Here is a 23539-nt window from a genome sequence, read left to right as displayed (position 1 = left end):
AGCAGTTTGTGGTTTCTTTATACAAGGCAGAGCTTGTGTGGTGTAGTTATTCTACATAAACAAGCGATAACGCCGTAAAAAGGAGCCACAAACGCTGTCCGTAGGTTCCGGCTAAACGTGTTTTACTCTTTGTTGGGAGCCCCTTTGTTAAAGAAAGAGGGCTTAGATCACTAGGCGTCATTCCTCCCGTCGCGATTAAAACACGTTTATCTCGGACATAATTTAATTACCAAAGATCAACAGGCCCTAGAGCGAAATTCTTGTTTTTTAAATGACCGAGTCCTTATTGCCTTCAGGCAGGGATTAACCCATTGGGCCTGCAATTTCAGGTGTTTTGTGTATATACTTTGGAATAATGATTTGTGCATAATCGGTTTTTACAAATGACTCTTGATGCTTGGTATTTAGTGATGAATGGAATGATATATGGTGAATAAAGTGAGGTTATTCACTATTAATGGAACATTTTATCCTTAGATGTGGATATTGATTCAATAATAAAGGGGTTATTAACGTTTTTATCAAGTGAAAATATCTATACAATTTATTTATTTGTAATTAAGGTGTTGAAATAATAGATTTTTAATTTAGTTATTCATTTATTCATTTGTTTTGTGCTTTTTTATTGCTTTAGTTGTGATAAGTTAATATTTATAGACGTCAAAAATGAGTCAGCATTAAATTGATTTTTAAATTAAATTGTTGATATATAAATAATATAATTCAAATTCGTTCTTTTTTGTATATTGTTTGTTTTTTGTTGCTTTATTTGATTGTATGTTTTTATTGTAAATTAAGATTATATTGTGTACCGATGAATAGCGGAATATTCAATATTATGGAATATTTAAGGAGGTTGTTTGAACGCTGAAACCATTAATAACTTTTTTTTGATTGGCGCATTGCTAACGGCTGTGAGTGTGCTTCTAAGTTCAGTGTCTTCGCGTGTGGGCCTTCCTATTTTATTGGTATTTCTTTGCGTTGGCATCTTAGCGGGCGAAGATGGTCCTGGTGGCATTGTTTTCGACAATTATTCGGTTGCTTATTTAGTGAGCAATCTTGCTTTGGCCATTATCCTTCTTGACGGTGGAATGCGCACTAGAGTCAGTAGTTTTAGGGTGGCACTTTGGCCGGCCTTGTCTCTTGCGACATTTGGTGTGGCGTTAACAACCATTATTACGGGGGCGTTAGCGTCTTGGTTATTTGATTTAACCATACTACAGGGCATGTTAGTGGGGGCGATAGTAGGATCAACAGATGCAGCTGTGGTGTTCTCTTTACTCAAAGGCAAGAGTATTAACGAGCGCGTCGGCGCAACATTAGAAATAGAGTCCGGTAGTAATGATCCTATGGCTGTGTTTTTGACAGTGACCTTAATTGCTGTCATTGCCAATACGAATAACGACATGTCTTTTAGTTTCATGTTAACTAGCTTTATTAAACAGTTTGGTATTGGTGGTATTTTAGGTGTTGGTGGCGGCTGGGTATTGTGGCAACTCGTCAATCGAAGTCATCTTGCTGATGGGTTATATGCTATTTTGGTACTCAGTGGCGGTTTAATGATTTACGCTATTTCAAGTAAGTTAGGAGGTAGTGGTATCCTTTCTATTTACTTAGTGGGATTATTTTTAGGAAATAATGCCACGAGAGGAAAGCATACTATTTTAAATATCCTTGATGGCATGACATGGATGAGCCAAATAGGTATGTTCTTAGTATTGGGATTATTATTAACGCCTTCAGATTTAGTTGATTTAGCTTTACCTGCTTTAGGCTTAGCTTTTGGAATGATCTTTTTTGCAAGGCCTATTGCTGTTTGGTTCAGTTTATCGCCTTTTAAAAGTTTTAAGACCCGTGATCGTTGGTTTATTTCATGGGTAGGCTTGCGAGGCGCAGTACCTATTATTTTGGCGGTATTCCCTATGATGGCTGGATTGCCAGGGGCACAACTTTATTTTAATGTTGCATTTTTTGTTGTGTTGGTCTCTTTGCTTTTGCAAGGAACAACTTTAGCCAAAGCAGCAAAATTAGCAAAAGTAGAGCTTCCTTTAAAGCCAACGCCAGTGTCAAGATCAGGTTTAGAAGTGTATCACAAAAGTGATTGGGAGTTGTTTGTATACCATTTAAGCGAACACAAATGGTGTATTGGCGAACCACTCAGACGTTTAGATATGCCAGAAGGGACGAGGATTGCAGCCTTGTTTCGTGACCGTGTGATGCTTCATCCTTCTGGAAGTACCCAGTTAAAAGCAGGGGATGTGTTATGCGTGTTAGCCCATGAACATGATTTGGATGCTTTAGGTACTTTATTTAGTGAGCCGCCCGTCGATAAAGAATTACCCCGATTTTTTGGTGATTTCTTCATTGATGCAAGTGTGCTATTGAGTGATTTTGCGCCTATGTACGGCATTAAGTTAAGCACTGAATATGAACATTTAAGTATTTGTGAATTGATTAATATCAAGCTAGGTGAGAAGCCTGTTGTGGGGGATCAATTTGAATGGCAGTCACTCTACTGGGTGATTTCAGAACTTAAAGATGGCGCACCTTACAAAGTCGGCATAAGACTACCCGCTTCAGAATAAGCTAAAAAGAGGCCCGATGTTAACGGGCCTTTTTATTCTACTCTTATAAATATTGCTTAAGTATTAGGAGTATAGTGATGGATCACTGGGGGTTGGCCGTGTTTTAAAGCGGCGGTGGAGCCACATATACTGCGCTTTATTACGACTAATTAAGGTTTCGACAATTTTATTGGTTCGTTTAGCGTCTTCCACTTCATTTTCACCCGGGAAATCGGTCAAAGGTGGCAATATATCCAAAGTATAGCCTTTATCATCCTCATTACGCTCGACGAAGAAGGGGATCACTTTTGCTTTACCTAATTTTGCTAAGCTGGTGGCGCCTGTGATTGTTGCGGCTTCTTTGACATCAAAAAAAGGGATAAAGGTTGCGCTAGAGCGGCCAAAATCTTGATCGGAAGTATACCAAATGACATCGGGATGTCTTAAACTACGTACCATTTGCCTAAGATCCCGTTTAGGCACTAATGCCTTATTTGATCTGAGTCTTCCTTTTACCTGTAAATACTCCATAACAGCATTATTATGGGGACGGTAGACGCCTACACCAGGTTGAAATTGACCAAAGATCCGCGCTCCCATTTCTAATGGTAAACAGTGGACAGCAAATAAAATGACGCCTTGTCCCTCGTTTAAGGTCTCTTCGACATGCTCTTTTCCCTTGATTGTCATATGTTGTTGGACTTTATGATCCGTCCACCACCAAGCGTTAATCGTATCAAAAATGGCTTTGCCTGTTTCTTCAAAATTACGTTTAAGTAGGGCTTTTTGCTCATCTGCGGTCATTTCTGGAAAGCACAGCTCAAGATTACGCTTAGCTGTTGATACGCGGCTTCCAATGACCTTCATCGCTAATCGCCCCAATAGGGCACCGAATTTTAATTGAACAGATAAAGGTAAACACTGAGTTAATCTCATTATGCCAACCCCTAACCAGATTAACCAATACTTGGGATGACATAAATTTAATGAAAATTCTGCTTTTTCGACCACTGATAACCCAAACTTTAGAAAAATTACGTATTATTCTAACTCAAATGAATGCAAAATTAGGTACAATCGTATTAATTTTTTTAAAATGAATAGGCGCCATGAAGATTACTCTCCCCGCATTTGAAAACGCAAACGTTCTGGTTGTTGGTGATGTCATGTTAGATCGGTACTGGGCAGGCCCTACAGGGCGAATTTCCCCTGAAGCACCTGTGCCTGTTGTAAAAATTGATCAACATGAGGACAGGCCGGGCGGCGCTGCAAATGTCGCGATTAATATTGCAGCGATGGGAGGGACTGTGCAATTGGCGGGCATAGTGGGTGAGGATGAGACAGCTGCTGCACTGACTCGAAGCATTCAAACATCGAATGTTGATCCTATTTGGCATAGTGTTGAGTCTAAACCGACTATCACTAAATTAAGAGTGATGTCCCGCAACCAACAGTTGTTGCGATTAGATTTTGAAGAAGCCTATTCTCATTTTGAAAGTGATGCACTGCTGTTAAAGGCGAAGCCATTAGTGTCCGATGCTGGTATCATCATTTTGTCTGATTATGCAAAAGGGGCGTTAGTCTCGCCGCAAGATTTTATTCAATATGCCAACAAAATGGGTGTTAAAGTCTTGGTTGACCCTAAAGGGAAAGATTATTCTCGCTATCAAGGGGCTTATTTATTAACGCCTAACATGAGTGAGTTTGAAGAAGTGGTTGGGGAAATAACTTCTGAAGCTCAGTTGGTTGAAAAAGCGCAGGCATTACTCGCGCAATATAATATTCAGGCTATTTTAGTGACACGTTCAGAAAAAGGCATGACCTTGATTAAACGTGAGGGCGATGAATTACATATTCCCACTGTCGCCAAAGAAGTGTTTGATGTGACGGGGGCAGGAGACACTGTCATTTCAGCGTTAGCAACCTCTCTGGCGGCGGGCAGTGAGCTTGAACAAGCCTGTGCGATTGCCAATACCGCCGCAGGTATTGTTGTTGGTAAACTGGGAACGTCAACCGTGACTCGATTAGAACTTATCCGGGCCCTTTCTGCTAGCCAAGGAGAAACGGGATTTGGCAGTGTGAGTGAAGCGCAACTTATGGTGGCAATGGAGCAAGCTAAGGCCAGAGGTGAAAAAATTGTGATGACAAATGGCTGCTTTGATATTTTGCATGCAGGCCATGTGAGTTATTTGAAGCAGGCAAGAGCATTAGGAGATCGCCTTATTGTTGCAGTTAATAGTGATGATTCTGTCAAACGTCTCAAAGGTGAGGGGCGACCCGTCAATCAGGCAGATAGAAGAATGACTGTGCTTGCAGAGCTGGCTTCAGTTGATTGGGTCGTGCCTTTCAGCGAAGATACGCCTGAGCGTATTATTGGTGAACTTTTACCCGATTTATTAGTGAAAGGTGGCGATTACAAAGTGGATGAAATCGCTGGCGGAGAAGCAGTGATTGCAGCAGGTGGAAAGGTTGAAGTATTAGGATTTGAAGAGGGGATTTCAACGACAGCGATTATCGAAAATATTATGGATAATCGTTGAGTTTAACTCTCGTTAATATCAGGTTTGTTCGATTAAACCAAAAAATCCGCTTTATAAGCGGATTTTTTGGTTTAAATGCTTCTTAGTCGCCTTCCCATAGCCAAATTTGACAATCATAGAGTCCACCTCTTTGTAGAATATGGCGTTGTTTTTCGGCTAAACGTTTACTCTCGTAAGGGCCGAGAACGACTTTGTACCAGATGCCACTGGTTCCTTGCACTTTTCGAATAATGGCTTCTAAACCTTGAAAAGCAATAGTGGCTTTCATCGACTCTGCTTGTGATTCTTTTCTAAAAGAAGCACATTGGATTTGATAAGGCCGTTTAGGCTTTAAAGGCCGCTTGTCACTGACATCTACCTCAACCTTTTTATTTTCTAGCTCTTCAAGATAGGTCCATTCTTCTTGAGGTGCAGGAGGAAGGGCTTTGGGATCGGGTTTAGCGACAGGGGCCTCAACCTTTGTTTCAGTTACGGGGTTGTCAGCCTCTTTAGGAGTGGTTGAGCTGCCACTAATACTCCAAAGCAAATACCCAAATGCACTGAGGCCAATGAGAGTAATCAATAAAATGAACAAGGGAAAGCGCCGTGAGACTTGTCCCTTCCCACGGGATTGCTTCCCCTTTTTACTTTTCTTGGGGTTACGGTTAGCGTAATCACGACTGGTCATAATATTACATACGTTCTAAAGTGTTAATACCAAGTAAACCTAAACCTTGCTTTAAGGTTTTAGCCGTTAGCTGAGCGAGCAGTAAGCGACTGAGTTTTTCTTGTTCATTATCGGCAGCAAGTACTGGACAAGCTTCATAAAAACTTGAAAAAACGCCAGCTAATTCAAATAAATATAGGCACAAGACATGGGGTTGACCTTTTTCGACCATACGGGTGATCACTTCGCCAAATTGGGCGAGTTTACTGCCTAAGGTTTTTTCTCTCTCATGGTTTAGCGCTATACTGGCTTGGCTTAAATCAATGTTATTGGCACGTTTAAAAATGCCTGCAACGCGAGTATAAGCATACAGTAAATAAGGTGCTGTATTACCTTCAAAGCTGAGCATTTGTTCAAAGCTAAAAATATAGTCGCTGGTGCGGTTTTTAGACAGATCAGCGTATTTAACAGAAGCAATGCCCACAGTGTTGGCAATATTAATTAGCTCTGCTTCATCCATATCCGGATTTTTACTGCGGACTAACTCCAATGCTCTGGTATTGGCTTCATCTAATAAGTCGACAAGTTTGACAACGCCCCCTGAGCGGGTTTTAAAAGGACGGCCATCTTCGCCATTCATGGTGCCAAATCCCATATGCTCTAAACTCATGTCTGGGCGGATAAAGTGAGCATCACGAGCCAGTTTGAAGACTTGTTGGAAATGGAGTCCCTGACGTAAGTCCACAAAATAAAGGGCGCGATCGGCGTTTAATGTATTGCTGCGATAACGCATAGCGGCCAAATCGCTCGTGGCATAAAGATAGCCACCATCGGCCTTTTGAATAATAACTGGCAGTGGTTCGCCGTCTTTGGTTTTAAACTCTTCTTGAAAAACAACTTTAGCGCCGTTACTTTCAGAAAGCAGTCCTTGTTCATTCAGTTCGGCAACGACATTGGCTAAGTCATCATTATAAGTACTTTCACCTTGCACATCTTCGCGAGTGAGGCTCACACCTAAGCGTTGATAAACGTCATGACAATGGCTTAAGGAAATATCATTAAATTCACGCCATAGCTTATTGCAATATTCGTCGCCAGATTGCAGTTCAACTACTAATTGACGAGCACGGGTTGCAAAAGTGTCTGATTCATCAAAGCGTAATTTAGCGGCACGATAAAAATGTTCGAGATCCGCTAGGGCCATTTGTGCTTGCTCACCTTGTTTGGCTCTTAGCTCTTCCATATAGGCGAGCAACATACCAAATTGTGTTCCCCAGTCTCCAACATGATTTTGTCGAATAACCGTGTGACCTAAAAATTCAAGGGCGCGAACCACACTGTCACCGATAATGGTGGAGCGTAAGTGACCGACATGCATCTCTTTGGCAAGGTTGGGTGATGAATAATCGACAACGACCCGCTGTGGTTCCGGCTTAGCGATTCCATGGAGGGGATCGGATAGTGCAAACATCAATTGATTGGCTAATGCATTTTCATCAATAAAAAAGTTGATGAAACCTGGGCCCGCAATTTCAACTTTAGCCACATGGTCTGATGGCGGTAAATTGTCGATGATGAGCTGAGCGATATCTCTTGGGTTCTTTTTGGCGACTTTAGTGAGCATCATTGCCAAGTTAGTTGCAAAATCACCATGGCTCTTATCTTTGGTTCGGTCCACTTGAATGCGGGCTTCAAAATCTTCGGGGACGATCCCCTGTTGCTTAAGGGAAGTGATTGCATCTGCGAGTAAAGACTGAGTATGTGATTTCATTGGCGTTTAATCGATACTTACTAAAGTAAAAAATGGGAAAGAATAACCGCACATTTTAGCCGTTTGTCGGGGGGAATTGCTATCCTTTCACGGGATTTTTATGTCATAAAGTGAAATTAATTTGATTACAGGAGATCTTGAGGATCTCTGTCAATACTCCAGCGACAGCGTTTTGCCATCGGAAGTGCCTCAATTTGAGGCAGTGCTTGTTCAAATGCTTGTTGTAATTGCTGACGATTTTTGGTTTGAAAGATCAATTGTCGTCTAAATTTTCCTGCTTTCTTATCCAGTGGAGCTGGCATGGGGCCGATGACCTCACATTGATCATCTTGAGGTAATAACTGTGCAATCTGGCTCAGAAAGTTATCGGCATCTTGTGCTTGATGGGCTTCTGCTCTCAATAAAATCATATGCCAAGCTGGAGGCAGCAAGGCTTGCTGTCTTTCGGTGAGCTGATTGCGGGCAAACTCACCATAGCCTTTTTGCATCAGCTCTTTCAGTAAGATGTTTTCACTTTGATGGGTTTGAAGTAATACGGTGCCAGGTTTCGCTGCGCGGCCCGCACGGCCTGATACTTGAGTATAGAGTTGGCCAAAACGTTCTGGCGCTCTAAAATCGGCACTAAAGAGTGCGCCATCGACATCCAATAGCCCCACTAGCGTCACATCAGGAAAGTGATGTCCTTTAGCCAGCATTTGTGTGCCTACCAAAATTTTATATTCCCCTTTTAATATGGCATTAAGCTGATTTTCGAGTGCGCCTTTTTTTCGTGTTGTATCTCTATCAATACGAACAACAGGAAAGTGAGGAAATTCTTTTTCTAAAAAATCGGCTAGCTGCTCTGTTCCGACGCCTTGTGCAGCAAGAAGCGTACTTCCGCATTGGTGGCATTGTTGTGGAATGGCATATTGGTTACTGCAATGATGACAGCGAATTTCACCTAAACTTTGGTGAATAGTGAAAAAGGCATCACAGCGATCACATTCATGTAAATGTCCACATTCATGGCATAAAAGCGCTGGCGCAAACCCTCGGCGGTTTAAAAACAACATGACTTGATTACCCGCTTCAAGATGTAATCGCATTTCATTGATAAGGGCGCCGGACAGGCCTGCCCTTAAGGGTTGATTGCGAATGTCGATAATGCCTTGCCTGACTTTTTCGGCATTACCTGCACGGATCCCTAAGGTTAAATGTTGATAGCGACCGATCAGGGCGTTTTGCAATGTTTCAAGTGAAGGCGTCGCCGTGCCTAATAACACGGGAATATTCTCTAAATGTCCCCGCATAACGGCAAGATCACGAGCATGATAGCCCACGCCCTCTTGCTGCTTAAAACTGGCATCATGTTCTTCATCTAAAATAATAATGCCAGGATAGGCCATGGGCGTAAATAGGGCTGAGCGTGTGCCAATAATGATGGCGGCTTCGCCAGACTTTGCCTGTTGCCAAGCGCGGTAGCGTTGATTGTCGGTCAGGCCTGAATGGATCACGGCAACATTGACATTGAATCGGCGTTTAAATCGATTAATGGTTTGCGGAGTTAGGCCAATTTCAGGTACTAAAATGAGTGCTTGCCTTCGGCGTAATAATATTGTTTCTAATAAGGCTAGGTAAACTTCTGTTTTTCCAGAGCCTGTTACGCCTTCAAGTAGAGTACATTGATAGTTTTCTTGTTGCGTTAAAGTGGCAACCGCAATGGCTTGTTCTGCATTTAATTGATGGGGTTCTTCTCCCATAACAAGCGTCTTTCGCCAAGAAAGATCGGCTTGTATGACTTGAGTCTTTTTGACTATCCATTGTTTTTCACTGAGGGCTTTTAATGCGGATGGGCTAAAAGCGAGACCTGCCACTTCATCGGTATAGAGAATGGAGTCATGTAAATGCTGTATGACTTTTTTTTGTGCTGTGGCCCGTTTTAGTGTGTTGAGATCGGCATTTTTTCCCGCTTCTGTTAACTGCCAGAATGTGCGGACATTGTCTGTCACTGATGCGCCTTTTCGCAATGCGACAGGGATGGCTTGAGAAAGCATTTGTCCCAAACTGCAAAAATAGTATCGACTCGCCCATTGAGTCAAGGTGAACAATGTATTGGGTAATAAAGGGGTAGTATCAATAAGGGCTAAGATGGATTTTATTTGTTGTGGTTTAAGGTCGCAATGTTCAGTGACCCTTATGATTAGCCCTATGACTTGTTGGCGACCAAAAGGAACTTTTACTCTGAGACCTTTTTGCAGCGAGCTTGCTAGGGAAGATGGAACTTGGTAAGTAAAATTTTGCCGTAGCGGTACCGGAAGAGCGATTTCAACAAACAAGGGCATAGTTGGGTAATCATCAATACATAAAAAGTAAGTTTAACTATCTAGATAATTTAGCGCTAGTTTTATTCTTATTTGCGGGAAAGACTTTCAAATGTTAAATTTAAATGTTTTCGGTTGCTATCTGTTTTGACTAGAAAAATTATTGGCGTATTCAGCACCTAAGAAGGATCGAATGGTAAATATAATAAGAAAAGTGATCGCTACGAGTGGCTTGCTGATCAGCAGCTCAGTATTGGCTGAAGTATCTCATGTTAGTATAAATCAAACGTTATTTGAGGTTGGAGAGGCGGCTGATTTTCGTGTGAATGTTGTCGCTGAGGATGTTGATGATCTTCGGTTTTTTCTTCATGACGGAGAGAATGAAGAGCGTTTGTCAGTAGAAGCTTTAAATACTTTTATGTTAAATGTGACGGGTGATAGGCCCGTATCCAGTTCAAATGCATTGCTTGTTGTACATGAATACCTTAAGGGTGAATGGCAAAAAAGGCAAGAGTTCTCCCTCGCATTAACGCCAAGATCCTCCACTTCTATGACAGAAGATAGTGTTTCTGAAAATAATCAGGAAAAGCTGCCAGTTGATAAGAATGAGGCAAAAAATGTTCAGGCTGATGGGCTTCCCCTTGATAATCGGACTCACAAAAATCGTTCTGTAGAAGTCACTAACACTGCCAGTTCGAGCAACATAGAAAGCAATAATGTCGCTAGTTTATCTGACGCTAGTTTATCTGATGCTAGTTTATCTGAAGCTAGTGCATTGAATGCCAGTAGCGTAGAAGGCAGTAATCTTGCTAGTTTATCTGAAGCTAGTGCATTGAATGCGAGCAGCGTAGAAGGCAGTAATCTTGCTGGTTTATCTGATGCTAGTTTATCTGAAGCTAGTGCATTGAATGCCAGTAGCGTAGAAGGCAGTAATCTTGCTGGTTTATCTGATGCTAGTTTATCTGAAGCTAGTGCATTGAATGCGAGTAGCGTAGAAGGCAATAATCTTGCTGGTTTATCTGATGCTAGTGCATTGAATGCGAGTAGCGTAGAAGGTAATAATCTTGCTGGTTTATCTGAGACTAATGCATTAAATGTTGAGGGGCTAGTGAATGCGGGGACGGCTAATGCCACTGGAATTAATACAGCAAGTGCTAATGCCAGCGGAAAAAGTAGCGAGCCATTATTATCTGCGACAAATATGAGTACGAATGAAAAGAGTCTAGTCACTGAATCACTTCAATCATCTATCAAGCAAGAGAATGCTGCACTTAGTGCCAACAATATTGATACGAACATCACTGAATCACTTCAATCATCTATCACGCAAGAGAATGCTGCACTTAGTGTCAATAATATTGATACGAACCAAATTGCATCACAACAAACTGCTTTTAAAGATGAAATTATTTTAGCCAGTCCTAGTGAGGAAAATAGTGTCAAAGAATCGACGATAGAGCAACCAGAGAGAGTCGATCATCAAGAAAGTCGTCAAGCGAATATGAGTGATGATATGAATAGGATTGATGGAAGCGAAGGGACAGAAGTTTGCCCTATTATAGTGGCAAAAGATGAAACTTTGTGGAAGATTGATGTCCGCTATCATAAACAATGGGGGGTTGGCTTATTTGGCGGAGCTTTAGCATTGTTTGAAGCAAACCCTAAAGCATTTAATAAGGGCAGTATTCATGGGTTAAAAGCGGGTGCCCGTTTAACTTGCCCTTCTGATGAGATATTGGCAAAGTATCAAGATGAGAGCTTAGCAGAGCGCTTTTTTCTTGCCATGTGATTTTTGTTGATTTGAGCAGGAAATTTGACGATGGCTTGTAACTCGTCTCTATCTGCTGTAAAATCCTGCGACTTAAAAATATTGTATTCACAGCATGTGGTGTCCGACTTCGGGTTGGAAGAGCGACATGGCCTTAAATTGAGGTAACTCCAATGAAAGCAGGCATTCATCCTGATTACGCAGAAATCACTGCAACTTGTACTTGTGGCAACACAATCAAAGTAAACTCTACTGTAGGTAAAGATTTACATTTAGACGTTTGTGGTGCTTGTCACCCATTCTACACAGGTACGCAAAAAGTTATGGATACGGGTGGACGTATCGATAAGTTCAACAAGCGCTTTGGTGCACTTGGCAAGAAGTAAATATTGCTTCTTCATTGAATTTAAAAAGGCGCCTTTATGGCGCCTTTTTACTATTGCTATACATATCCGTGACTGAGGGAACCCCACTTAAAAAGTGAGTATGAGCTTCGTTGGTATTTAATGCATTTTCTTTAACCGTTTTCTCATAAATCGTTACGCTACGCCCGTAGGAATACTGGCACGGAGTCACTGAAATATCTCATTACTATTAAGCGGACTCCAATCAATGATTATATATGCCGCTATTCATTATTTTCCATCACCTTGACCAGCGCATTGAGGAAGGCTTTTCCTTGGGGGGAGCCAAAGCCAGTAGTCATGTCCCAGCCTGAAGTCACTGGGTAACCGGGCACATCGCTATACATAAGCTCACCATTATCATCATATTGAAATTGTCTGTTAGTCACCTGCTCGCCCGCCAGCACAGTGCATAACTTGATGGGGAGAATGTCATTAAAAGCGGCGCTATCGTTAATTTGATACAGCAGCGGGTTTAAATGGCCGATAAAGTCCATGCCATTTTCATTCAGGTATTGATTGACAAGCGCAAAAAAACCGGCGATCTGTGGTGAGGCTGCACTGGTACCACCATACTCATTCCAACTGCCATCCATATAGACTAACACGCCGCCGTTTTTTGCTGCGTTCCAGGCTAAATCTGGTATGGCTCTGCCTGTACCTGATTGAGTGGTAATTTTATCTTTGACGCTGGTCTGCCATAGTGGAATGGGGAATACGGTACTGCTACCACCGCCGATCGCTCCCCCACTTCCATCGCTCTTATAAACAGCCAACCAGGCTTCATTCCAGGCTGTTTCTAGCCGAAATGGCAAAGGAGAGGTGGTATTAAAATAATCTAAGTTGTATTCATCTTCTTCGTTTAACTAATTGTTAGAAAGCGGATTCCACCTAAAACCATATTGTAAAAAGGTACCGCCGACAGATGTAACATAAGGGCTGGCTGTAGGATAGATAACAGAGGGGGTTGAGATACTCTCTAGTGCATAACCTTGACTTCCTGCATCGCCAGATGCAGCAAAAAAGGTGATCCCTTGCTCTGTGCCTTGAGCAAACAGGGCTTCTAATTGATTAAGCTCAGTATCGGAAAAATAGGTTTCCCGCTCACCAAAGCTCATTGATACTAAAGTGCCGCTTTCATAATTATTGATAATGTATTCCACTGCCTCAATAAATTTTGACGTGTTTATGTCAGAGCCCAGATCGGTCATGATTAAATGAATGGCTGCATCGAGTGCGATGGCATGAGCCCACTGCACATCTAATGCAATCTCTGCTGCCCAGTCGTCGTCATAAACAGAGTCATCCAAAATAATCTGCTTAAATTCAGGCATAGCACGTTCAGGAAAAAAAGCCTCATGAAAGGTGATTAAATCAGCCTCGGCGGTATCACTGCCATAAGCGTCTAATAATATGATGGTTCGCCCTTGTCCTGATAATCCCATATCATAAAGTGAGTGCAGCTGATATGCATCGTGTATGTCTTTGGGGCTATAGCAATAAAGATTTGTATCCTGAAAAAAGCTGCTGTCAGCATCTAAGGTCGGGGCGATGCAGGTAGCTTGATTGTTCTCCTCATTGCAAGCAGATAAAAATAGAATTGAAACAATACAATAGCCGAGCCTGATCAATTTAGTCATCGAACTCGTGTCCTTGTTGCCTGATAGATGAATGGATGAACAGCATGAAAATTTTAGTATACCTGTTGTTTTTTATTTATTTTTTGTAATAGAAAACAATATACCTGTATGACTCGAAGATACTGGGTTTTCAGAGCCTGTAAAAGTTGCTAATTCAAGGTGCACGCTTTTGAAAGAAGGTGCCGAAATGTTTATTGCCTTTTAATTCTAACTGGATCCTGCATTCTCAAGTATCACGGCTATCGCTATAGTATTAACGTCTGTATTTTACCGTTAAGTCTTATTGATCTTAGTTTAAGTTGTATTATTCTTATAACGATATAATCAATTTGTGGACAGAGGTCTAACCTGTCTTTAGGTTGATTTTATGTTAAATGTCTTAAAGTTTGTTTTTTTATCGTTAAGAATATCATTATTATTGAAGCTTGAAACTATATTGGTAAGTTTTACAACTTTTTTTCTGTTTTTCGCATTAAAACTACTGTTTACACTGACTTTGACTGTATTATTCCTACATTATTGATATTGAATCTTAAGATAAATGTTCTAGAAAACTGATTGAAACAAACCGTTAGTAACATTTCTGTATCATTAGGCTAGAAAAAGAAAATCATAGTTTGAAAAGCGATGAAAATCGCGTATCTTTAGCTGCTCAATTTTAGATGTTGCATTGATTTCGATTTTTTGTTTTTAAAAAAAAGGACAATGTGGCCATGTTTAGGTTACTGACCTAAAAACAGATACTATTCGTCGCACTCAGGATTAAATAAATGGCAGATTTTCGTCAACAAGCTCTCGACTATCATGAATTTCCGGTTCCAGGCAAAACCGCAGTCTGTCTGACTAAACCCGCCGAAACCAGTAGCGATCTTTCACTAGCATATAGCCCTGGCGTTGCAGAGCCTGTACGTGAAATTGCGAAGAACCCAGAAACAGCATATCGCTATACAGGAAAAGGCAATACGGTTGCCGTTATTTCAAATGGTACCGCTATATTAGGGTTAGGTAATTTAGGCCCCTTGGCTTCAAAACCTGTGATGGAAGGTAAAGCGTTACTTTTCAAGCATTTTGCTAATATTGATGCGACAGATATCGAAGTGAAACATGACACGACTGAACAGTTTATTAATACTGTTGAGGCGATTGCTGATACTTTTGGCGGAATTAATTTAGAGGATATCAAAGCCCCTGAGTGTTTTGAAATAGAAAAAGCATTAATTGAACGTTGTAATGTGCCTGTTTTTCATGATGATCAGCATGGTACAGCGATTGTGACAGCTGCTGGTATGATCAATGCCTTAGAAATTCAAGGGAAAAACATTGAAGATGCAGTCATCGTTTGCATGGGAGCGGGCGCTGCAGCGATAGCCTGTATGACCATGTTGATAAAATGCGGTGTTAAACGTGAAAATGTTTATATGCTAGATAGAAAAGGTGTTATTCATAGTGAACGCACCGATATCAATGAATATAAGGCATTGTTTGCTAATGATACTGATAAAAGAACCTTAGAAGATGCTATCGCCGGTGCCGATGCATTTCTTGGTTTATCAGGGCCTGATGTATTATCTAGTGAAAATGTTGCATTAATGGCTGATAAGCCAGTTATTTTTGCTTGTTCAAATCCAGATCCCGAAATTAAACCCGAAGTGGCTCATGATATCCGTAAGGACTTGATTATGGGAACGGGAAGAAGCGATTATCCAAACCAAGTCAATAATGTATTATGTTTTCCTTTTATTTTCCGTGGTGCGTTAGATGTACGTGCATCAAAAATTAATGATGAAATGAAAATTGCAGCGGTACATGCCATTGCTGATTTAGCTAAAGAAGCAGTCCCTGCTTCAGTGTTAGCGGCTTATCCAAATGTCGATGAATTGAGTTTTGGTCCTGACTATGTGATCCCAAAACCTATGGATCCACGTCTTTTATCTCATGTGGCTAAAGCGGTTGCGCAAGCGGCGATTGATTCAGGTGTATCGAAATTAACCACATTACCTGAAGATTATATGGTTTAAGTTGAAATGTGTAATACTTAAAGGGCGCCTATTGGCGCCTTTTTTGATGGTGATATGGAGATAGGCTAAGGATGAAACTCACTCGAATGCTGAGTAAGAAACTGACGAGCTTTTGGTTGCTCTCTTTAGCTGGAGTGGCATTTATCTTTTTTTTTACAGCAGTGCTGAGTTTTGTTCAGCTTACTTATGAGTTTCAGCAGCAAAAAGTGAGCGAAATAGAAAGCATGCTTGTGAGTCATTACCAACATGATAATGAATGGAAGTTTGACTCTTGGTTGCCACCTATTTTAATTGCTTTTAAGGCAAAGCATTTCTTTATTAGTCAAAAAGGAAAAAAAATCTTTGAATATAAAGATAGAAATGAACATACCAATACCGTGACTTATGAAAAAGTCATTGATAAAGAACAAGGTATTGTAATGAAAATGACCTTACCAGAACCCTTTACTGTCGAGCATGCGGGTTGGTATGAAGTGCTTATCATAGTGATAGGTGGTTTGATTGTTGCGGCTGTTGTACGTTTTGGTTTTTATTGGTTTTCAGTGCAATTAGAAGGTATTGAAGGTTTAGCTCAAAGAAGTCAAAGTATTTTGAAAGGAGAATATGATAAGGCGCTGGCCGAGAAAGGAGCAGGGCAACCTAGGGTGATTAATCGTGCTTTGACGCGTTTGTTGCAAGAATTAGAGGACGCCTCAAAGCAAAGAGCGCGTTTTGATCAATCAATCCGTTCTAATACCTTTTTAGATCCTGGAACAGGAATAGGTAATCGCGTCTTTTTTGATAATCGCCTTGATGCTTTGACTGATGATTTAAAAATGACTATGCCTGGTGTGATGTATTTTTTGGAAATAGAAGATTTAGATTTACTGCAACAGGATAATAGTTTCGAGAAGGTCGATGAGTTGCTTTCTTTAATCATTTTACCTATTAATCAAGTGCTGTCATTACAAGTTAATAGTTTTTTTGCACGTCGTTCTTTTAATCAGTTTGCCATTATAGTGTCGCAGATCTCTCAAGCTGAGGCGGATAGGTTAGCCGCTAAATTATTAAAGATATGTCTAAGACAAGTCTCTAGTTTGATTGGCGAAACCACTGATTTTGTGCATTTGGGAGGGGCTTATTTTAATATTGGAGAAGATAAAAGCATTTTATTGGAAGAGGCCGACATGGCGTTAAGAGCTGCTCAGCTTCAAGGTACCAGTAGTTGGTTCATGTATGATAAAGGCGCGTTAGATCGTGATTTATCGAAAGGCTCGGTACAATGGCGAAGCTTTCTAGAGAGCGCATTAGTGAGTAAAAGGATATTTGCTTTTTCTCGAACGGTTTTTGATAATGAAATGCTTGAACAACATAGAGAAATTACCTGTCGACTGAGGGATACACAAGATCATCTCATTCGTGCCACTTTATTTCTGCCAATGGCCATAAAATGTGGTTTAACCCCTCAAATTGAAAGGCAAGTGATTGAAACTGTTCTTTTTGACATTTTACGCAGTCAAAAAGGTGAGCAGCGTAAATACAGTATTAATTTGAGTTTAGATACACTCATGAGCCGAGCTTTTATTCGTTGGTTGATGCGTACCTTGTTAGAATATCGACATTTAACATCGCATTTAATGTTTGAAGTGAATGAAATTATTGTTTTTAATCATATTGATAAGATAAAAGACACGCTGGATATGATCCATAAAATGGGCGCGGCATTGTGTGTCGATAGAGTGGGTCAGCAAGTGGTGAATGCTCAGTATATCAAGCAATGTCACTTTGATGTGGTGAAGCTTCATAAATCGATTGTTAGAAAGATCCACCTTAGAGAAGAGAATCAACTTTTTATTCGAAGTTTAATGGGAGGGCTACCTCGAAAAGATATCGTGTTTGGTGCGGAAGGTGTGATTTCATTTGAAGAGTGGCAAACCTTATTAATTTTGGGCATTAATATTGGGCAAGGCCCATTTTTTAGTGAGCTCATTGAAGAAGAAGTATAATCAATATGTTTTATATTAAGTGGGTATTGGGTAATTTGCTCATGCCTTTACCTATGGCATTGCTATTAAGCGTGATAGCGCTCATTTTATTTTTGCGTCAAAGAACGTCACTTGCTGCGAGTTTATTATTGGTTTCAATATTTGGCTTATACGCATTAAGCTTAGCGCCTGTCGCGTTTACTCTGATCAGCCCCTTAGAATATCAATATTCAGCCTATAACGATGAAAAAGTCGATTTCATTCATGTGTTAGGCAATGGACATATCGAGGATGAGACCTTACCCATCACCAGTCAGCTCAGTTATACCTCTAGTTTACGGGTCGTTGAGGCGGTGCGAATATGGCATTTAAACCCTCGAGCACAATTATTATTCACCGGTTATGCTGGTGTGAGTGCAAAGCGCTCTACTGCGCAGATGCATAAGTTGTTAGCCTTATCTTTGAGCGTACCAGAGAGTCATATTCAAACCTATGATCAACCTAGAGATACCGAAGAGGAGGTTCAGCTTATCAAAAGGCTAGTGGGCCAGCGTAAAGTGGCGGTGGTGACGACGGCGAATCATATGAAGCGTACTATGGGATTTTATGAACAAGAAAATATTAATGTAATACCGGCACCGACTATGCACATGAGCCGCAACACTTTGAGCTCCTTTAATGTTACTCAGCTATATCCTCAGGTGCAGAATTTACAATTGTCCACATGGGCAATACATGAGTGGTTAGGGATAGCCTGGCAAAAAATCAAAGGTTAAATAATATCGTTAGGTTTGAAATCGATGGGTTATTTTTTGATAAAAAAGCACAAGGAGATAATTAATAGCAATAAACTGGATGTGATAGAAGCATTGACCATGTATTGATGAGGTGAAAGTTGAGTATGAGCCTCAATAAAGGCATATACACTGGAAATGGATGCGAAAGAAAAAGTGAATAAGGCTGAAGCGATCCCTTGAGCTTGTTGAATGTTGACCATGGCAGCCCCCGTGGATAAAGGGATAAAGAAACCTAAGTTAAAACACATGCCATAAATAGAGAGCATCATATAAAGCACATGATTATGGAAATAATTTAAACTAATGATGCTTAAGATTAATAGCAACAAGACGATTATTTTGACATGGGGATGATGGCTTAAATGAATATAATGCCGATAAGTGATAATACCGCAGATATAAATCGCGCTGATGCCAAGTAAGAAAAGGTTGTAATGGGTATTGGTTATTTTTTCGATATTTGATAATGCCGGATGGATATTGGTTAAAATGACCTGCATAAAAAGCGTAAAACTAATGCCGATGGCGAGGCAGTTTAGAACAAATTGTTTTTGAGTGAGGCAGTATTTGAAATGTTGCACAATTTTGTTGATAGGGATTAATGTTTGAGGTTTTTTGTCACGAGAGAGGAGCAATAACGCAGCGATAAATAAGCTCATTTCCATAAGAGCCATGGAGTAATAGGCCCAGCGCCAATTAAAATCTAACATGAACCTTGCCAGATATGAAGCCACCACAGGGGCGATAATGATATACATAGAAACATGGGAGAAAGTCTGTTTCATTTCATTGTTATCACTGCTATGGCGTAAGACTATGGCACGGGCTATCGCCGAATAACTGCCCGTTCCGCTGCCAATGAGAATACATCCAAGATAAAAAGTGATTTCCCCACTTGCACTCCCCGTCAGTAATAACCCACTAATAGAGGCTGTTTGTGCGATTTTTAAAATTTTTTTGACTCCCCAAATATCTGATAAGGTGCTCAATAAGATGGCGGACAAAGAAAAGAGTAAGAAAATGAGTCCAATACCTGAGTGCACTTTTGTAAGGCTTAAAGGTAACGCTGAAGAAATGGCGAGTACCAGTGGAGGAGAAACCATTAAGGTCATGTAACCAATAAAGCACAGTGCGTAGGCTAGCCAGTTGAAAGAATGATGCTGCATAATGAGCTCAATGGATATTTATCAGTATCATTGAGTGTAATCTGATTTGAGAATAATGAGTCTGTTGATTGGTGGTGAGAGGTATAAAACAATTGTTTTTTGTTCATTCACTTCCCTGTGAACAGGATATGGGTTGTCTTCTAAGCATTAAATAATGCTAGTTATTCATAGTAATAATCACTCGAATCATTCGTTAATGTATCAGCTTTATCGAGTGTGACCATATCACCGACTAAGGCTACGCCTGCGATAAGAAAGCCCGCACCACATTGAAAGGTCGTATCGCTAATTGTCAGGTTATCTCGATAATTTGACTTGATGTTAATCACAGCATTGGCGCCGACACTTCTGGCTTTATTTCGTAATTCTTTCATTGCAGATAGAAAGACCCACTGACAGGCTTCTTTATCGGTTTTATTAAAGGCATTGGTTTTATTGCTGGTACCAAATGTGACAAAACGTTGGATGACAGGAGGATGTTCTGTGTTGCCAAAATAAAAGCTGATATCGTTACCTAGAATACTCTTAGATTGTTCAAGTGCCATAGTGTCACTGACTGAATAATTTTCTATGGTATCTCTAGCAAGGGCGGACTGTAAAAAGAGGGGGTATAAGAGAAAGATGAAGAATAATTTTTTCATTGATTGATCCCATTTTATCTATTGTGATGAGCGGTAGGAGTGAGTCGTTTGAAGCATCATTCTAGCCTAGTTTCCTTGTGTGCTTTCTTAATAGTCGGTAAAAGAAGGGCAAAATTAATGTTCGTTGCCAAAAAACGAAAGGGAGTGTTGCACCCCCTTTAATTACATGTATTTATTGTGTTTTAACTTTTTAGTTGTTAACTGATATTGCGCCCTTTAATGGTATAAATTAATGGCACTTTTTTTCCTAGGTGTGTTAATTCATATTGTCCTTGCGAATTTTGTATTAGTTTCTCGCAAACGGCATAGGGAGAAAATGGATACTCATTAAAGGATTCGATAGCAATACCTGCCTTGAGCAAAGCCGTGATCACCTCACTTAAGCTGTGTGACCAAACCGCAAGGGTATCAAGCTCGTTATTGTGGTTTTCAGTATATGTAGGTTCTTGAATGATTTGCGCTTGCTCGGTATTAAAGTAGTCATCACCGAATAATAAATCATTAATCGGATGGAACTCTGCAAGATAAAATATTCCGTTCGGTTTTAATTGTGCCTTGATGCCTTGCGCCCAACGATTAAGATCGCTGAGCCAGCACACTACACCATAGGAGGTGAAAACAATATCAAAAAGCTCCGGGCTTTTTTCACGTTGTTTTTCATCGAAGAATTGATAAAGATCTCGGGCGATAAAATGTGCTTTTAAACCGGATTGAATCGCCAATTGCTTAGCATGTTCAATGGCCACTGGGGATAAATCGACACCAGTCACTTGGGCGCCAAGCCTTGCCCATGAAAGCGTATCTAAACCAAAATGACATTGTAAATGCAACAATGATTGATGACTAACGTCGCCTAAGGCTTCAACTTCTATGGTATTAAGGCTAGATTTCCCGTTAAGAAAACCTGCCACATCATAAAAATTGGATGTGATATGTCGCCGCGTACGTTCATTCCAAGCGTGTTTATTCAGCTGGGGGTAACAAAGGTTTTGGCTTTTTTTATTTGATTTTGAATACATTGCTCTTTCCTGAACTCTCTTTCCTGAAATTAGGGTGTGAAACCCCTCATCAATAAACGCTGACGATAATTCAGTGAGCCGAGTGAAGTGACTCTAATTAACCTGAACTCGGGATAATGAGTGTCAAAAATGTTAGGTAACCCATTTAATATCAAAAAATTGAATGAAATTGGGTCATTCTTTATTTTTAAATTGGGTTTAATAGTGCGATTTTTGTCGATATCAAGGCGGGATTTCGTATCTAATAGCGGGCTATTAGTAGAAAGCACAACACAGATAGGGGCAGAAATAGTGCTATTAAACGGCGCTGCTTATCCCGAATTCAGGTTAACTATTTTGCTAACGCATGCTTTTTCGTATTTTTTCGAACCTTTGTCGAATCTTGTTTGAACCATTGGCGTGGGGCATGAGTTAGCCAGATTTCTCTCTTGCTCTGATTATCGCAGCACGATAGTGCGGTGTTCAGAGCGCTTGATGGCGAAAAAGTGACGAGCAAAATCTCTTTGACACGTATACATAACAAAACCTCCTTTTTATGTTGGTATAACTGATGAGCATCATATTTTTATGTGCTTAAAAAATCAACTTTGTTTTGCCAAAAATAAAGTGTTTTTTAATCGTTAAGTGCAATAGTAATGGGATTATTAAGTCAATAGGTTAATGCATATACCTCAATCAAAAGGAAATGATATGATCTACGCAAACCCCGGCAGCTCAGATGCACTAATAGATTTTAAAACCCGCTATGGTAATTTTATTAATGGCCAGTGGGTCGAACCTTTCAAGGGGCAATATTTTCACAATATCAGCCCAGTTAATGGTGAGTTTATTTGTGAAATCCCCCGCTCAAGCTTTGAGGATATTGAACTGGCGCTAGATTCAGCCCATAGCGTAAAGTCTGCGTGGGCTGCGACATCTGTCACTCAACGCGCTCATATTTTATTAAAAATAGCGGATCGAATAGATCAGAACCTTGAGCGGTTAGCGGTGGCTGAAACGTGGGACAATGGCAAAGCGGTGAGAGAAACACTGGCTGCTGATATTCCATTGGCAGCGGATCATTTTCGCTATTTTGCAGGCTGCCTTCGTGCTCAAGAAGGCAGTATTGGTGAAATAGATGAAAACACCATAGCCTATCATTTTTATGAACCTTTAGGGGTAGTGGGACAAATTATTCCTTGGAATTTTCCCATATTAATGGCGGCATGGAAATTGGCGCCCGCATTGGCGGCGGGTAATTGTGTGGTATTAAAACCTGCGGAGCAAACACCGGCTTCTATACTGGTATTAATGGAATTAATTGCCGATCTTATTCCTGCTGGTGTGTTGAATATTGTCAATGGCTTCGGAGATGAAGCAGGTCAAGCCCTAGCTTCAAGCTTGAGAATTGCAAAAATTGCATTTACGGGATCAACACCTGTGGGTTCCCATATTTTAAAGTGCGCGGCTGATAATATTATTCCGTCAACGGTTGAACTGGGTGGAAAATCACCGAATATCTTCTTTGAAGATGTGATGGACTTTGAAGATGCTTTTTTAAATAAATGTGTTGAAGGGGCTGTGCTGGCTTATTTAAATCAAGGTGAAGTGTGCACTTGTCCATCACGTTTATTTATTCAAGACACGATTTATGATGCTTTTATTCATAAAATTATTGAACGAACCAAAAAGATTGTTCGAGGTAATCCACTAGATACAGAGACCATGGTGGGAGCTCAAGCCTCTAAAGCACAATTTGATAAGATTTTAAATTACATCGAAATTGGTAAAAGTGAAGGGGCTGAAGTCCTTATTGGTGGACAGGCAGAAGTACTTAATGATCAACTTAATAGCGGTTTTTATATTCAACCCACATTGTTGAAAGGTACAAATACGATGCGAGTCTTTCAGGAAGAAATTTTCGGTCCTGTTATTGCCTTATCCACCTTTAAAACGGAAGAAGAAGCTTTGTCATTGGCTAACAGTTCAGAGTTTGGATTAGGGGCTGGAGTGTGGAGCCGAGATATGAATCGTGCATATCGTATGGGTCGAAAGATAGAGGCGGGGCGTGTATGGACGAATTGCTATCATATGTATCCAGCTCATGCCGCTTTTGGTGGTTACAAGAAATCAGGTATTGGCCGAGAAACCCATAAAATGGCGTTATCCCATTACCAGCAAACAAAAAATATTTTAGTGAGTTACGATATTAATCCATTGGGCTTTTTCTAGTGATTATGGTTGCTTATACCAATTCTATTATATAAGTGATCTTTCAGCGGGAATTCAACATGCTGTAGGCAAGGTCGTTAATTGCTCCTG

At 40.5% G+C, this 23539-nt stretch carries 17 protein-coding genes; 8 read left to right on the top strand and 9 right to left on the bottom strand.

Going from position 1 to position 23539, the window contains the following annotated elements; all coding sequences use genetic code 11:
- Positions 1–860: 860 nt before the first annotated feature.
- Positions 861–2585 carry a potassium/proton antiporter gene (locus tag Q0791_RS19355; RefSeq protein WP_299010002.1) on the top strand — a complete coding sequence of 575 codons (1725 nt, stop codon included), beginning with the start codon at positions 861–863 and terminating at the stop codon, positions 2583–2585.
- Positions 2586–2648: 63 nt separating this feature from the next.
- On the opposite strand, the gene Q0791_RS19350 is transcribed toward Q0791_RS19355, so the two are convergent.
- Entirely contained in the window at positions 2649–3575 is a 927-nt protein-coding gene (locus Q0791_RS19350) for an LpxL/LpxP family Kdo(2)-lipid IV(A) lauroyl/palmitoleoyl acyltransferase (protein ID WP_299010000.1), read from the bottom strand.
- Positions 3576–3673: 98 nt separating this feature from the next.
- Between Q0791_RS19350 and hldE the strand changes: the two genes are divergently transcribed.
- The gene (hldE, locus tag Q0791_RS19345) at positions 3674–5104 is read left to right on the top strand and encodes a bifunctional D-glycero-beta-D-manno-heptose-7-phosphate kinase/D-glycero-beta-D-manno-heptose 1-phosphate adenylyltransferase HldE (protein WP_299009998.1); all 1431 of its coding nucleotides are present in this window, start codon (positions 3674–3676) and stop codon (positions 5102–5104) included.
- An 82-nt stretch (positions 5105–5186) separates the two neighbouring features.
- Here the strand turns inward: hldE and Q0791_RS19340 are convergent, their stop codons facing one another.
- The 3 genes from Q0791_RS19340 to priA all read right to left on the bottom strand — a co-directional run bounded on the left by Q0791_RS19340 (position 5187) and on the right by priA (position 9842).
- Positions 5187–5771 carry an SPOR domain-containing protein gene (locus tag Q0791_RS19340; protein WP_299009995.1) on the bottom strand — a complete coding sequence of 195 codons (585 nt, stop codon included), beginning with the start codon at positions 5769–5771 and terminating at the stop codon, positions 5187–5189.
- A 4-nt stretch (positions 5772–5775) separates the two neighbouring features.
- Entirely contained in the window at positions 5776–7521 is a 1746-nt protein-coding gene (argS, locus tag Q0791_RS19335; RefSeq protein WP_299009992.1) for an arginine--tRNA ligase, read from the bottom strand.
- 125 nt (positions 7522–7646) lie between these two features.
- Positions 7647–9842 (bottom strand): primosomal protein N', encoded by a 2196-nt coding sequence (gene priA / locus Q0791_RS19330; protein ID WP_299009989.1) that lies wholly within the window; start codon positions 9840–9842, stop codon positions 7647–7649.
- Between the two features lie 172 nt (positions 9843–10014).
- On the opposite strand from priA, the gene Q0791_RS19325 reads away from it, so the two are divergent.
- Entirely contained in the window at positions 10015–11610 is a 1596-nt protein-coding gene (locus Q0791_RS19325; protein ID WP_299009986.1) for a hypothetical protein, read from the top strand.
- 152 nt (positions 11611–11762) lie between these two features.
- Complete coding sequence (rpmE, locus tag Q0791_RS19320) at positions 11763–11975, top strand: 50S ribosomal protein L31 (protein ID WP_298771542.1); 213 nt, start codon at positions 11763–11765, stop codon at positions 11973–11975.
- Positions 11976–12217: 242 nt separating this feature from the next.
- Here rpmE and Q0791_RS19315 read toward each other — a convergent pair whose 3' ends face one another.
- Entirely contained in the window at positions 12218–12769 is a 552-nt protein-coding gene (locus Q0791_RS19315; protein ID WP_299009983.1) for a hypothetical protein, read from the bottom strand.
- Between the two features lie 90 nt (positions 12770–12859).
- Complete coding sequence (locus Q0791_RS19310; RefSeq protein WP_299009980.1) at positions 12860–13633, bottom strand: hypothetical protein; 774 nt, start codon at positions 13631–13633, stop codon at positions 12860–12862.
- A gap of 770 nt (positions 13634–14403) precedes the next feature.
- Between Q0791_RS19310 and Q0791_RS19305 the strand changes: the two genes are divergently transcribed.
- The 3 genes from Q0791_RS19305 (at position 14404) to Q0791_RS19295 (ending at position 18391) form a co-directional block, all read left to right on the top strand.
- Positions 14404–15651 carry a malic enzyme-like NAD(P)-binding protein gene (locus Q0791_RS19305; protein ID WP_299009977.1) on the top strand — a complete coding sequence of 416 codons (1248 nt, stop codon included), beginning with the start codon at positions 14404–14406 and terminating at the stop codon, positions 15649–15651.
- Positions 15652–15722: 71 nt separating this feature from the next.
- Positions 15723–17636 carry an RNase E specificity factor CsrD gene (csrD, locus tag Q0791_RS19300; protein WP_299009974.1) on the top strand — a complete coding sequence of 638 codons (1914 nt, stop codon included), beginning with the start codon at positions 15723–15725 and terminating at the stop codon, positions 17634–17636.
- Positions 17637–17641: 5 nt separating this feature from the next.
- Positions 17642–18391 (top strand): ElyC/SanA/YdcF family protein, encoded by a 750-nt coding sequence (locus Q0791_RS19295; RefSeq protein ID WP_299009971.1) that lies wholly within the window; start codon positions 17642–17644, stop codon positions 18389–18391.
- Positions 18392–18420: 29 nt separating this feature from the next.
- Here the strand turns inward: Q0791_RS19295 and Q0791_RS19290 are convergent, their stop codons facing one another.
- The 3 genes from Q0791_RS19290 to Q0791_RS19280 all read right to left on the bottom strand — a co-directional run bounded on the left by Q0791_RS19290 (position 18421) and on the right by Q0791_RS19280 (position 21238).
- Positions 18421–19578, bottom strand: a complete 1158-nt coding sequence (locus tag Q0791_RS19290; RefSeq protein ID WP_299009968.1) for an MFS transporter — start codon at positions 19576–19578, stop codon at positions 18421–18423.
- Positions 19579–19739: 161 nt separating this feature from the next.
- Positions 19740–20219 carry an excinuclease ABC subunit A gene (locus Q0791_RS19285; RefSeq protein WP_299009965.1) on the bottom strand — a complete coding sequence of 160 codons (480 nt, stop codon included), beginning with the start codon at positions 20217–20219 and terminating at the stop codon, positions 19740–19742.
- Between the two features lie 197 nt (positions 20220–20416).
- On the bottom strand, positions 20417–21238 hold the full coding sequence (locus Q0791_RS19280) for a bifunctional 2-polyprenyl-6-hydroxyphenol methylase/3-demethylubiquinol 3-O-methyltransferase UbiG (protein ID WP_299009962.1): 822 nt from the start codon (positions 21236–21238) through the stop codon (positions 20417–20419).
- Positions 21239–21928: 690 nt separating this feature from the next.
- Here Q0791_RS19280 and Q0791_RS19275 point away from each other — a divergent pair.
- Positions 21929–23449: an aldehyde dehydrogenase family protein gene (locus Q0791_RS19275; RefSeq protein ID WP_299009959.1), complete on the top strand. Its 1521-nt coding sequence runs from the start codon at positions 21929–21931 to the stop codon at positions 23447–23449.
- Positions 23450–23539 lie beyond the last annotated feature (90 nt).

The sequence above is a fragment of the uncultured Shewanella sp. genome, from assembly GCF_947495455.1.
Taxonomy (GTDB): domain Bacteria; phylum Pseudomonadota; class Gammaproteobacteria; order Enterobacterales; family Shewanellaceae; genus Shewanella.
Note: the sequence above shows the minus strand (reverse complement) of the source record. Positions and strands in the feature narration are given on the sequence as shown.

What these genes read in the sequence shown, in the direction of transcription:
- Q0791_RS19290 (WP_299009968.1), bottom strand. Translation starts at nt 19,578, where the DNA reads ATGCAGCATCATTCTTTCAACTGGCTAGCCTACGCACTGTGCTTTATT.
- csrD (WP_299009974.1), top strand. Translation starts at nt 15,723, where the DNA reads ATGAAACTCACTCGAATGCTGAGTAAGAAACTGACGAGCTTTTGGTTG.
- argS (WP_299009992.1), bottom strand. Translation starts at nt 7,521, where the DNA reads ATGAAATCACATACTCAGTCTTTACTCGCAGATGCAATCACTTCCCTT.
- priA (WP_299009989.1), bottom strand. Translation starts at nt 9,842, where the DNA reads ATGCCCTTGTTTGTTGAAATCGCTCTTCCGGTACCGCTACGGCAAAAT.
- Q0791_RS19305 (WP_299009977.1), top strand. Translation starts at nt 14,404, where the DNA reads ATGGCAGATTTTCGTCAACAAGCTCTCGACTATCATGAATTTCCGGTT.
- Q0791_RS19285 (WP_299009965.1), bottom strand. Translation starts at nt 20,219, where the DNA reads ATGAAAAAATTATTCTTCATCTTTCTCTTATACCCCCTCTTTTTACAG.
- Q0791_RS19280 (WP_299009962.1), bottom strand. Translation starts at nt 21,238, where the DNA reads ATGTATTCAAAATCAAATAAAAAAAGCCAAAACCTTTGTTACCCCCAG.
- Q0791_RS19295 (WP_299009971.1), top strand. Translation starts at nt 17,642, where the DNA reads ATGTTTTATATTAAGTGGGTATTGGGTAATTTGCTCATGCCTTTACCT.
- Q0791_RS19275 (WP_299009959.1), top strand. Translation starts at nt 21,929, where the DNA reads ATGATCTACGCAAACCCCGGCAGCTCAGATGCACTAATAGATTTTAAA.
- Q0791_RS19325 (WP_299009986.1), top strand. Translation starts at nt 10,015, where the DNA reads ATGGTAAATATAATAAGAAAAGTGATCGCTACGAGTGGCTTGCTGATC.
- Q0791_RS19340 (WP_299009995.1), bottom strand. Translation starts at nt 5,771, where the DNA reads ATGACCAGTCGTGATTACGCTAACCGTAACCCCAAGAAAAGTAAAAAG.
- hldE (WP_299009998.1), top strand. Translation starts at nt 3,674, where the DNA reads ATGAAGATTACTCTCCCCGCATTTGAAAACGCAAACGTTCTGGTTGTT.
- Q0791_RS19310 (WP_299009980.1), bottom strand. Translation starts at nt 13,633, where the DNA reads ATGACTAAATTGATCAGGCTCGGCTATTGTATTGTTTCAATTCTATTT.
- rpmE (WP_298771542.1), top strand. Translation starts at nt 11,763, where the DNA reads ATGAAAGCAGGCATTCATCCTGATTACGCAGAAATCACTGCAACTTGT.